Here is an 11,885-nt window from a genome sequence, read left to right on the forward strand (position 1 = left end):
ATTGAGTATTCAAGACATTCTCACCCAACACAGGTTCATAGTGACCCCCACCGGGTTGCGCCTTGATGACCAGGCCGAAGCTGCCGTCGATAATCCCGACACCGCAGCAAACGCCGGCGCGACCCTGTCGCTGTTGTCGCTGAACCGCAACCGGAATCGCAATCGCAACCGGAACAGAAACCGCAATCGAAATCGCAACAGGAACCGGAACCGCACTCTGGACACAACCGCGAGCGCAGCGCTGCAAGAACCCTGGAAAGAGCGGGAACTGCTGCATGATCTGCGGTCGGAATGGCAGGATCTGCCGGTGCCGCTGCCGCCAAATGCGGAAGGCTTGCGCCGCCATGCCCGTGATCTATTGGTCAAGCAGGCCCTGCGCGCCACTCCGCAAGAGGCCCATCGCGAAGCAGAAATCCTGCGCGAGGCCAACATCGAGCTTTCCGGCTATCTGCGTCCCCTTGGCATCGAGGAGCTGGGCGGCTATGGCGCCACCGAGGGTCTGTTTTACCTGATCCTGGCGCTGACCGACGAAATCGGCCTGCGCTACAAGGATCGCTACAACGTGCTGCGTCCCAATCAGATCGAGCCACGCCTGCGCCCGCTGTTGCCCAACCCGCCGCATCAATCCTATCCGTCAAACCACTCGTTTCAGTCTTTCTCGATTGCCTTTCTGTTCTCTCGGATCCTGCCGGAGCACCCGGCCAGTTCCGAATTGTTCAACAGCGCAAGACGCATCGCCGAGAACCGCGAATGGGCGGGGCTGCATTACGCATGTGACACGCAGGCCGGCTATCAACTGGCCCGCATGATCGCGCCGGTTCTAGAAAAAGTCTGCAAAAAGCAAATGCTCGCAGCTCAAGCGGAGTGGCTCTGATGGGACAATATGAAACCGATCTGACTGTCGCCGGGCAGGAGAACTATCCGCAGTATAACGCGCTGTGGCACCTGCAAACCCTGGGCGTGCTGGACGAGCGCAATGCACCGCGGGGCTGGTCCCCGATGACACCGCAGAAACCCACGCGCGTGGCCGTGATCGACACCTCTGTCGCGCCGCAGCATCCCAACCTCAAGGACACGATCAACACGGAGCTGTCGATCGACTTTTTCTCCGCGCGGCTCGGCTCCTTTCCCTATCGTGGCGAGCTGGACACGCTTGATCTGGACTGGGACACCAACATCGCTGATGGGCTGCCTCATTCCGTGCGTCTGTTGACAGAATTCACGGATCGGCTGTCGAACGGGTCTGCCGCCCATCACAACAAGGTCCAGCCCTGCACACAGCCCGATTTCTCCGGCCATGGAACCTGTATCGCAGGCCTTGTCGGCGCCCGGCCCTGCGTGGCGCAGCGCCGCCTAGCATCCGGCGAGACCCAGCCTCTGGTCCTGCCCTATGCCGGTGTCGATCCGATGTGCGAAATCGTTCAGCTCTCGACCAATTTTGATCCCGAACCGGAAGGTATGATTCTGGCCTTCCTCTACGCCGAGCTGATCCAGGCCGATGTCGTGCTGCTGCCGCGCACGATTTCGGACCCCAGCCGGATTGTGCCTGAACTGGGCGATATCATGCTCGGCAATCACAGCATAAAGGATCTGGTTCGTCAGATTGCCGCCACCCCGGCCCAGGACGAGATGTGGAGCGAACTGGCTGAACTCATCGTCAACGTGTCGCAAAAACGGCCCGTCGTCTGCGCCGCCGGGAACGCCAATGAAGAGGGCGCGATCTATCCGGCGAACCTCGCCACCGATCACAATGGCATCATCTCGGTCGGAGCGGTAAACGCCAAAGGGTTCCCCAGCAGCTACTCGGGCCGTCAAGGCATCACCGTCTTTGCCCCGAGCAATGACGCCAAGTCCTTTGACGCCACCTCGGTACGTTTGGACGAGCGATCAGCTGACTACGAGGGGATTGGTGTTCCTGCGAGCAATGAGAACGAGAAGTATTCCAGCTTTGACGTGATCAGCACCGATGTGCCCGGGCCAGCGGGCTACTCGGGCAGCGTCTTTGCGGGCCCGCCGCGCGATGGGGCGCTCCAGGAATATGGGTCGTATTTCAGCCGGTTTGGCGGCACCTCTGCGGCCTCTGCCTTGGTGGCGGGCTTCTTGTCACTGGGGCGCACGGTCGCGGCGTATCCCTGCGGTTCGGGGAGCGCGGCGAAGAGTTGGCTCTTGTCAAAAAGCCACCAGCAAGCGGACAGCGATATCCCTTTCCAGGTCCCCTGCTGGTCAGGGACGCCCCAGTTTCCTGACTCATAGAGCCATATCGGCGGCAGGTGCGCAGAGCGTGTGATGCGGGTTTGTGATCTTTCACACCCACGCGCCTGCTGCTGTGTCGTTTTTGTGTGGGGACCGGGCGCAAACGCGAACATCCGCCTTATTTGAGGCGGTTTTGATTTTGGTATTTGGTTGCGGGAGTAGGATTTGAACCTACGACCTTCAGGTTATGAGAGCGCTTAGGGCGTCTCGCACCCTCTGCCCCGATTTGCGCCCGCCTACTATATCTTATTGGTTTTGCTCATTTTTCATTGACGTCAAACTTCACCGGCTTCTACCTCTTACGCCAAGATATGCGTTCATTTGCTTCCACAGTGCTTCCACGGAAGCGAAGCAGAGAGGAGACCAAACATGCCAAAACTGACGAAACGAACCGTCGAAGCCCTCATGCCAGAGGCCAAGGATTACTTCCTCTGGGACAGCCAAATTGCAGGTTTTGGCGTCCGGGTCATGCCCTCTGGCGCGAAGACCTATCAGGCGCAGTATCGAAAAGGTGGCAGAACCCGGCGCGTATCGGTTGGGCGGCATGGCAAAATCACCGTTGATGAAGCCCGTAAGCTGGCCAAGGAGATCATGGGACAGGTCGCCAAGGGCGAGAACCCCGCCGAAGAGATCTCACAGCACCGCAAGGCCCCCACCGTGGCTGCGCTCTGTGAGCGCTTCTTTGAGGCCCACGCAAAGGAACGTTGCAAGCCTTCCACCCAAAAGGAATATCGGCGCGCCATTGATCTGTTTATCGTACCCGCACTGGGGAGCTTTAAGGTCGTAGACGTCGAGCGCCGGGACATTGCCGAGTTGCATCACAAATTCCGCGACAAACCCTATCAGGCAAACCGGACGCTGGGCGTTCTGTCGAAGATGTTCAATCTGGCCGAGATCTGGGGCCTGCGCCCGGATGGCTCTAATCCCTGCCGCCATGTCCCGAAGTATCGCGAGGTGAAGCGGGAACGCTTCTTGAGCCAATCGGAGCTGCAACGGTTGGGGCAGGTTCTGACCGAGGTGGAACGCGAAGACAGCGAGACGCCGCATATGGTCGCGGCGTTCCGGCTATTAATCCTGACCGGCTGCCGGTTGGGTGAGATCCAAACTTTGAAATGGGACTACATCACCACCAACGGCATGGAGCTGCCCGACAGTAAAACCGGGGCGCGGCGCATCCCCCTGCCCCAACCGGCGCGGGATGTGCTGGCGCGCCTGCCGCGCACCCCCGGCAACCCTTACGTGATCGAAGGGAAACTGCCCGGCCAATATGCCACTGACCTGCAACACCCATGGCGGCGCATCCGAGACCGGGCGGGCCTTTCTGGCGTGCGCATTCATGACTTGCGCCATACCTATGCATCGAATGCGGTCTCTGCCGGAATGCCGATCCAGATGGTTGGGCGATTGCTGGGCCATACCCAGATCCAAACCACAATGCGGTATGCACATCTGGCAGATGATCCGGTCCGGCAAGCCGCAGAAGAAAACGCCGCGCGGCTGGGATCTATGGTCGGTGATATTGGACGTCCGAGATTGCGGGCCGTGTAGCGGCACGTACCGATACGTAGGGGCTAAGGTTGCCGCCAATCCCGTACGTTACGTATAAGGGTTTCTAGACCCACCAACCGACCGTTACCTATACGTAGGGACCGGCCAACGCCTACGTATACGTATCATAACAGACAAGAGACATTTCCTTTGACCAGTCATTCCACAGATCAGCTAAAATACCTGTGGCGCATCAGCGTGCCGCTGTCCCGCGTTTGGGTCGAGTACGGCGAACCCAAACTCAAGGCACGCTGGGAAGAATTGCAAAAGGTCTCCGCCATCACTGCATTCGATGACGCAGCGCAACAAGTTCGCGATGCAGAATGTAGCCCGATGGAAAAGATGCAAATGCTTTTGCAGAAACCACAGGAAATCTTGACCGCGCGGGCAGAAGTTGAACGTAAGCTCAAACAAAATATCCTAAGCTATATCTCGCAGGGGCATGCCCATGCCTACGGGTTTGAAGCCCCGCGCAAAGTCGCCAATGCTCCGGTCTACATTCCCAAATCAACTTGGGCTGGAAAGGTTGATTGGTACGAGCGCACGCTTAGCCATCAGGGGCTAGAATTTGTGGAAGTGCGCATAACCACCAACCGTATCCGCAATGAGATCCTAGACCGTGGCAATGTCACGGTAAAAGCCCCCACGCCTGCTGGCCGCCCCACTATCGGCCCATCGATCCAAGCTGCATTCAAGGCCTTGGAAAAAAGTGGGGAGATCGATCTGTCTGCGTCTCAACGGTCGCACTACCCCAAGATCCAAGCGTGGCTGGAATTGAACGCACCTGATCTGAACGTGCCTGCCGCGCAAATTTCCGGCAAAACAATACACAAATATTTTTCGCCTCTTTTCAAAGACTTAAAGAAAGTCTCAAATCTATAAATCCTAGAGGAATTTATAGAACTATTTAGAGATTTTGTCTTGGGGCAAGCCTAGAGCATCGAAAACGAAACAAGGGTAAAACGATGCTCAACAAGACACCAGCCAACGCAAACAACGCCCCCGCACAGGACTATTTGGACGGCTTCATTGACGAACGCACAGCGGCGGATTTCCTCTGCCAGAGCGTGCGCACCATCCAGAAATGGCGCGTCACCGGCTACGGCCCGAAGTTCTACAAATCGGGCCGTTCTGTGCGCTATCGCCGCCGCGACCTGCTGGAATGGGCAGAAGGTCGCCGCCACGGCAGCACCAGCAGCTACAGCGCCGCATAAGTTTTGCCCGCGTCGGGGTTGGCAGCGCCGCGCGGGATTTTGGGGCCGGATGGCTCTCAGGGGCGCGGGCGAAACAGTCTCGCGCCCTTTCTTCTCCCAAATTCAGGACAAATCACCATGGCAAATCAGCCTGCACAGAAATTCAAGATCGGCCTTATCACGGCCACCGTCTGGCAGAATGACGGGTTCTATTCCGTTGATCTGTCGCGCAGCTACAAGACCGATACCGGCGAGTGGCGCAATACCGGCAGTTTCCACCATTCAGATCTTCTCAATCTGGCCAAATGCGCGGAACGCGCTGAGATCTGGATTGGCCGTCAAATATCTGCAAAGTGATCCAGCGCCGGGCCATGCCCGGCCCCAAAACCCATGCTGCCCCGCCGGAGGCAGAAAGGGGGTCAAAGACCCCCGCCCCCTTTCCCAACATCTCGACAGACACGGCGGCCAAATGGGCCGCGCGGGAGGGGGGGCTTGTAACACCCCCCTCCACGAATACGAAAGCGAAGGCCAGCGTAAATGGAAGCGGATATCCTGCATTCGGGCTTTGATGGGCTTAAATTCACTGTCGAGACCGATATCCCACCAGAACTGCGTACCGCGCTGGCGGAGGCCAAAGCGCAGGCAGTTCAATCCAGCGCTGAGGCCATTCTAGAATTCGGCTCTGTGGCCCTCTCAGTGCGCCGTACAGGCGGTTCTGCCTTTTCCGCCCATACTGGGGAGTATGGGGCCGAGTGGTACTTTCTCGACCCGGAAAACCGCCCTGCAAACAATCCCGGCATCACCGTGGACTTTCGCGCTTTCCTGCTCGCCACTGGCGGGCTGGACGCCGCAGAGAAACACTTTCGCACTTGCATGGACGCCTTTGGCATCCGTTATTCCGATCACCTGTTGCGAGTGACGCGCGTGGACTATGCCATCGACTTTCTCGCGCCATGGTTTGAACCAGACCGCGAGGCTCTGGTGGTGCCTCCCGGCACCCGTGTTCAGGAACACACCGGCATTGATGAAACCGAAACCCACGCAACTGGCGCGCGTGTCACCGGCCTACGCGCCGGAGCCGTCGCCAACCGACAATTGGTGATCTACGACAAACGGCAAGAGGTCATGCAGAAGGGCAAGCTGGGCTGGCTGACGATCTGGAACGACGCGCGCGCCCAATTGAACCGCCCGCCCTTGGATCTGTCCGACCGGCTGGCAAGCCAAGTCTGGCGGTTTGAGCTACGCATGGGGTCCAAACAACTGCGCAACCGCTGGGAAATGCGAAGTTGGCAAGACCTACGCGATATGGTCGGAGACGCCTACACCGAGTTCTGCGACAAAATCCGTTACACCTGCCCCACCAGTGACAGCAACCGCGCCCGCTGGCCCACGCACGACCTCTGGCGCGAGGTCGCCAGCGTCATCGCCAATGACCTGTATGAGAATTGCTCTGGCGTGCTACCCAGCGATGTGATCGAGACCAACCTGGCCGAACACATGCGCATGCTGGACCGACAAATCCTAGGCCTTCTGGTGTCACGAGCTGCCGCGTCAGAGGTGCAACCGGAGGGGTTTGCAGAGTTTCTCGACACGCATATCGAAGCGATCCAGCGTTTGTCTGAGGAACACCCTACACCGCTGGCAGAGCGCATCGGCAAGGCGGCGGGGCGGTACCGGTTTAGGTAATCCTGAACTTGTCTGCGCTCCGCTTCAAATGTCAGCAAAGCGCAGAAAGCGCCCTTTGCAAACTCAGCCGTTTGTCGCAATCAGCTGAGTATTTATGCTGCGGCGCAGTCCGCCGTTCCTGCCGTTCGCTGTGTCTGCGAGGGTTTCTGACTCGACGACCTCACACAGTTCGGGACGGAAACGCCGCTCCCATCGCAAAAGCAGTTTCGGCTGGCAGCCCGAAGCGGACAAGCATTTTAGGTCTCTCCTGCGCTGCTCAGATGGTTCAATTTTTGGTTGATTAGCCCTTTGCGGCAGAGTGTAGTGACTCACAAATCTGATTTGGAACGCAAAATGATAGATACGAACATTCTACTACGTGGTTCTGAGTGGCGCAGATGGGATCCACATATCCATGCGCCAGGGACCGTATTGAATGATCAGTACCCCACTTTCGAAGGGGAGCCAACAGAAGAGGCTTGGGACCTCTATCTGCGAGCTTTAGAGACCTCTACTCCAGTTATCGAGGCGCTTGGGGTTACCGATTACTACAGCACTGAGTGCTATCAGAAAGTCCGGGAGTTCGGTCAACGTGGGCGGCTAGGTAGCGTCGGTCTTATCTTTCCAAATGTTGAATTGCGATACGGTGTAGGCACCGCTAAGGGCGCGCCTGTAAACTTTCACCTGATGGTATCGCCGGAAGATCCAGAACATCTGGAAAAACTGTCTCGTTTCCTCGCCAAGCTAACTTTCAAATCGGGAACTGACACGTACCGATGCACCCCCGAAGACATCAGACGTCTCGGACGGGATTTTACAGGTAAATCGCTAAATGATCGCGCGGCCTTTTCGGCGGGGGCAAACCAATTCAAGATTGAAGTCGATCCGTTCATCGAAGCTTGGCAGGACACGCCGTGGATCAGAGACAATGCACTAATTGCAGTTCCCGGAAGCAATCAAGATGGATCTGCTGGACTGCAAAAAGACGCTTCTCTCGCAGCACTTCGCCGCAAGATTGAACGTATTGCTAATGTTATTTTTGCTTCGCAGCCGAAGCAACGTGACTTCTGGGCCGGATTATCCGGAAAACTTTCAGAGGAAGACTTCATCGACTCCTACGGCTGCTACAAGCCCTGCATGCATGGCAGCGACGCCCATGAATTGGCAAGAGTAGGCGTACCAGATCTGCAAAGATATACGTGGATCAAGGGCGACTTGAGCTTTGAGAGTTTACGTCAAGTCTGCCTTGAACCCGTTCACCGCGTCATAGTGGCGACAGATCCCCCCACCGGGGCGTTGTCCTCGCAAGCCATCAGTTGTGTCAGTGTAAAAAATGCTGACTGGTTTGGTAATAAACCTATTCCTCTGAACGCAGGTTTAATCGGGATTATTGGCGCGCGAGGATCGGGGAAAACCGCACTAGCTGATATGATTGCCGGTGGCGCATATGCACTTTCCGATCATGTAAATGAAAAGTCGTTCGTGCGAAGAGCACGGGAACTTTTGGGCGACGCGGAACCATGTCTATGCTGGCAAGATGGTACCGAAACTTCCAATCCGCTCAGTTCTATCGACCATGAAGAAGTGTGGGATGCGCCGAAGGTTCAATATTTGTCGCAGCAGTTTGTAGAACAACTCTGCTCATCTGATGGTGCTACCGAAGCGCTTCTAAAAGAAATACAGCGTGTTATCTTCTTGTCGCATCCACGTGAAACGCGAGCTGACGCGGTAGATTTTGGCCAACTATTGGACCTAAGAGCTGCTAGAGGACGAGAGGCGCGGCAACGCTACGAAATCGCTATCGCTCAGATTGGCGAACAAATCGGAAAGTTGCGAGATCAACAAAATGCCTTGAATGGGCTGAAGAGAAAGCGAGATGATCTCGCCGATCAGAAGCGCAAAGATAATGATCAGCGAGCAAAACTCGTACCAAAATCGGCTGAGAAGCACGCCCAAGATTATGAGAAGGTAACATTAGCTGCTGAAAAAGTACGCCAAGCCATCGAAGGTGAGGATCGTAGGCTAGCCCAGCTAGATTTGCTGGAAGACTACGTCAATGACTTTCAGAATAGACAAGTACCTAACCAGCTGGCTGAACTGAAAGCTGAGCACGCACGAGCGGGCCTCGAAGATGCAATGTGGGAGTCTTTCCGTCTTAAGTTCACTGGTGATGTCTCCGGGACCATTGAGGCCGAAAGAAAGCAAGCCGGGAAGAGAAAGAAGCAGTTGACAGGTAAGGCTGCAGTCAAACCGTCGCCGGAGGATCCACCAACAGAGGTCAGTCTACTGCCCGCAGATACACCGATTGAAACACTGCCATTGTCTCTTTTGGCCGCCGAAGAAGAACGGCTACAACGTTTGATCGGAGTGGACAAAAACAAGCAAAGGCAACACGCTCAGCTGTCTGAGAAAATCCGCCGAGCTGACGCGTCGTTGAAGTCGCTAGAAACTCAAATACAAACATCGGAGGCGGCTAAAACCGAGATTGCGGCAAAGCTCGAAGAAAGAGATCGGAGTTACGAAGGGGTTTTCGCGGGTATCGTTGCGGAAGAAGTAGCTCTCGCTGACCTCTATGCCCCCTTGATGAAGCGCTTGGACCGAGAAAGCGGTGCCCTAGGTAAGCTCCGCTTTTCTATCAGACGACATGTTGACGTTAAGAGCTGGGCAGATCGCGGAGAGGAATTGTTTGACAAGCGCCGCAGCAGCGGTTTTCAGGGGCTTGGAGCCTTACAGAAAGCAGCCATGGTGCATTTAGCCCCATCTTGGCAAAACGGTGATGCCGCCGCAGTTTCCGCCGCAATGGCGGAGTTTCGGGACAAGCACGATCAAGACATTCGAGCGAGTGCCAAAGTGGATCCAAACATTGATCGACCGAGTTGGCTCAGGTGGCTAAAAGACGCCTCAGAATGGCTATATAGCACGGAGCATATCCGATTGTCGTATGGCATTCAGTATGAAGGTGTTGAACTCGAGACACTGTCTCCCGGAACGCGCGGTATTGTGCTGTTGCTGCTTTATCTTGCCATCGATACCGAAGATGACAGGCCGCTGATAATTGACCAACCTGAAGAAAACTTGGACCCGAAGTCGATCTTCAATGAGTTGGTCGGACTTTTCAGAGATGCCAAACTTCGCCGTCAGATTATCGTTGTAACCCATAACGCCAACCTGATCGTTAACACTGACGCAGAGCAAGTCATCGTTGCGGAATGTGGGCCCCTGCGCGCCAATTCTTTGCCAAACTTCACTTACACTAGTGGATCTCTAGAAAACCCAGTCATTCGCAAGCACGTCTGCGAAATTCTTGAGGGAGGCGAAAGAGCTTTTCAAGAACGTGCAAAACGACTCCGAGTAAGCCTGACCTAGTCTTCGGGTCCAAGTTTACTCTTGCTTACGGACGGCATTTTTGATCGCGGGGAAATTTCAACTCATGGATTACAGCAAATACTCTACGATTGTGTTTTTGGATGCAAACGTCATCTTGGAAGGCGGCAAGATTGGTGATCAGCCATGGCATGAGATTGATGATTCCGGCGGAATTTTGCTGCTTTTTGTTCCTCAAGTCCTGAAAGAGATTGATAGCAAGAAGCGGGATGGTCGACTTGCTAAACATGCACGGGACTTCAATCGGTTGATTGCGCCCGCAGCCGAGACAGGCGGGCCTGTTCGATTGGTTGACGGTCCACCTTTGGTCGATCTGTCACTTGCAGTAACGAACCGCGTCGATTGGGACAAGCTTCATGATCTTGATCCCGAGGAGCCAGACGCTCGCGTTGTGGCGCAGGTGCTAAACGAAAAGCACACTAACTTTGATGCAAGGTTGTTTGTAAGTCAGGATATTAACCCCATCGGGATGGCGACACGACATGGTTTGAAAGTGAAAAGATTGCCAGAAAGCTGGTTGCGAGCAGCGGAGCCGAGTCCAGATCAACGAAAGATCAGCAAGCTCGAGGAGCAGGTCCGGGTTTTGAAGGCCACCGAACCAGACCTTGAGGTACTGGTAAACTTTTCAAGTGGGGAACCATTTGTGCATGTCGCTGTTCCAGATCTGACTCCAGAACAGAAACAGGAGTTACAGCAGGTCATAATCGATGAAAACCCAAGGGTTTCGGAGGGACAACGTGGTATGTTGACTGCTGCATTAAATTATGACCACGAATACAATGGGAAATACAAGCGATGGCAGAATAAGACAGTACCGAACTTCGCCAAATCTCTTAGCAATGACATCAATCTCATGTGGGCGCAAACGCCAATATCTTTCGAGCTGCGCAATAACGGAGCAGTTCAAGCAGAGGACTTGGTTCTAAATGTGAAGGTAGTTAATGGCACGATATCAGATCGTTGGAATATTGTTCCAGTCTACCCCCCTGCTCCGAGGCCGGATCCGAACAGACTTTTCTCTGGCATGCATAACTACACATCATTGAGTGACGTTCGCACGCTGAACATTGGCCGTCATGAAATGTGTTTCTACAATGATGCAGATGGTGGCGATTCATTTGAGGTGCATTGCCAGGACTTCCGGCACGGTCGAAGCTGGGTGTTTGATGCTATCTTGACCGCTGAACCAACAACGAGCGACGATGTCGTTCTAATAATAGACATCACGGCCTCTAACATGAGAGGCAGCACTCAAAAGGTGTTCAAACTTTCTCATGCTGTCTGTTCAAAGGAGCTGTCGTCGATTTACGATATCCGAGGCTTGGGATTTGTAGCTGATCTGCCAATGAAAGAGGAACTAAAACAGTTTGACGAGGATCATGACTTCTCCCGGTTCAATTTTTTGAACTATGACAAAGAGGATTGAGCCCGCCTCAAAAATTCGCTTTCGCGGCGAAGGGCCGTTATGCGAGTTGCGACTGCAGCAATCTGGAAAAGGCTATAGCCTCCGGTCTGGGCAGGTCAGTCAGGTCCCGCCGAAGCCGCTGGTTCTCTTTCTCAAGCTCATTCAGCCGCGTCAGTTGCGACCGCTGCATCCCGCCATAAAGCTTGCGCCATCGATAGAAAGTCTGCTGCGTCACCCCGATCTGGCGCACCGCTTCGGCAATCGTCGCACCTTGTCCTTGAAGAACTTCAACCTGCCGAAGCTTCGATACAATCTCTTCCGGCTTCTCTCTCTTCCCAGCCATCGCTGATCCTCCAAATTGCGGGGTAATCCCCCCGTTTCTGCGGGGACTTGGTCGTAGAATTTACGCGGCCGTTCTCAGTTTCTGGGCGGGGGTC

At 55.2% G+C, this 11,885-nt stretch carries 9 protein-coding genes and 1 pseudogene; 9 read left to right on the top strand and 1 reads right to left on the bottom strand.

What is annotated here, in order from left to right; genetic code table 11:
• Window position 1: 1 nt before the first annotated feature.
• From HCZ87_RS06525 to HCZ87_RS06565, 9 genes are all read left to right on the top strand, one after another.
• Entirely contained in the window at window positions 2-874 is an 873-nt protein-coding gene (locus HCZ87_RS06525) for a phosphatase PAP2 family protein (protein WP_167642964.1), read from the top strand.
• Window positions 874-2,253: a S8 family serine peptidase gene (locus tag HCZ87_RS06530; protein WP_167642965.1), complete on the top strand. Its 1,380-nt coding sequence runs from the start codon at window positions 874-876 to the stop codon at window positions 2,251-2,253. Before HCZ87_RS06525 ends, HCZ87_RS06530 begins: the two co-directional genes overlap by 1 nt.
• Window positions 2,254-2,622: 369 nt before the next feature.
• Entirely contained in the window at window positions 2,623-3,801 is a 1,179-nt protein-coding gene (locus HCZ87_RS06535; protein ID WP_167642966.1) for a site-specific integrase, read from the top strand.
• A gap of 150 nt (window positions 3,802-3,951) precedes the next feature.
• Window positions 3,952-4,683 carry a hypothetical protein gene (locus HCZ87_RS06540; RefSeq protein WP_167642967.1) on the top strand — a complete coding sequence of 244 codons (732 nt, stop codon included), beginning with the start codon at window positions 3,952-3,954 and terminating at the stop codon, window positions 4,681-4,683.
• 83 nt (window positions 4,684-4,766) lie between these two features.
• Window positions 4,767-5,015, top strand: coding sequence for an AlpA family transcriptional regulator (locus HCZ87_RS06545; protein ID WP_254868542.1), 249 nt, complete (start codon window positions 4,767-4,769; stop codon window positions 5,013-5,015).
• A gap of 117 nt (window positions 5,016-5,132) precedes the next feature.
• Window positions 5,133-5,351 (top strand): hypothetical protein, encoded by a 219-nt coding sequence (locus HCZ87_RS06550; RefSeq protein ID WP_039982563.1) that lies wholly within the window; start codon window positions 5,133-5,135, stop codon window positions 5,349-5,351.
• Window positions 5,352-5,531: 180 nt separating this feature from the next.
• Complete coding sequence (locus tag HCZ87_RS06555) at window positions 5,532-6,680, top strand: hypothetical protein (RefSeq protein ID WP_167642968.1); 1,149 nt, start codon at window positions 5,532-5,534, stop codon at window positions 6,678-6,680.
• Window positions 6,681-7,013: 333 nt separating this feature from the next.
• Entirely contained in the window at window positions 7,014-10,025 is a 3,012-nt protein-coding gene (locus HCZ87_RS06560; protein ID WP_167642969.1) for a TrlF family AAA-like ATPase, read from the top strand.
• 64 nt (window positions 10,026-10,089) lie between these two features.
• A complete protein-coding gene (locus HCZ87_RS06565; RefSeq protein WP_167642970.1) occupies window positions 10,090-11,469 on the top strand; it encodes a PIN domain-containing protein in 1,380 nt (459 codons plus the stop codon).
• A gap of 91 nt (window positions 11,470-11,560) precedes the next feature.
• On the opposite strand, the pseudogene HCZ87_RS06570 reads toward HCZ87_RS06565, so the two are convergent.
• Window positions 11,561-11,791: pseudogene (locus HCZ87_RS06570) on the bottom strand (transposase); the annotation flags it as partial.
• Between the last annotated feature and the right edge of the window lie 94 nt (window positions 11,792-11,885).

This window comes from Phaeobacter sp. HF9A, from assembly GCF_011806385.1.
Taxonomy (GTDB): domain Bacteria; phylum Pseudomonadota; class Alphaproteobacteria; order Rhodobacterales; family Rhodobacteraceae; genus Epibacterium.

Bases quoted from the DNA above. Each gene is read 5' to 3' on its own strand.
- HCZ87_RS06530 (WP_167642965.1), top strand. From the start codon at position 874: ATGGGACAATATGAAACCGATCTGACTGTCGCCGGGCAGGAGAACTAT.
- HCZ87_RS06535 (WP_167642966.1), top strand. From the start codon at position 2,623: ATGCCAAAACTGACGAAACGAACCGTCGAAGCCCTCATGCCAGAGGCC.
- HCZ87_RS06545 (WP_254868542.1), top strand. From the start codon at position 4,767: ATGCTCAACAAGACACCAGCCAACGCAAACAACGCCCCCGCACAGGAC.
- HCZ87_RS06550 (WP_039982563.1), top strand. From the start codon at position 5,133: ATGGCAAATCAGCCTGCACAGAAATTCAAGATCGGCCTTATCACGGCC.
- HCZ87_RS06555 (WP_167642968.1), top strand. From the start codon at position 5,532: ATGGAAGCGGATATCCTGCATTCGGGCTTTGATGGGCTTAAATTCACT.
- HCZ87_RS06560 (WP_167642969.1), top strand. From the start codon at position 7,014: ATGATAGATACGAACATTCTACTACGTGGTTCTGAGTGGCGCAGATGG.
- HCZ87_RS06565 (WP_167642970.1), top strand. From the start codon at position 10,090: ATGGATTACAGCAAATACTCTACGATTGTGTTTTTGGATGCAAACGTC.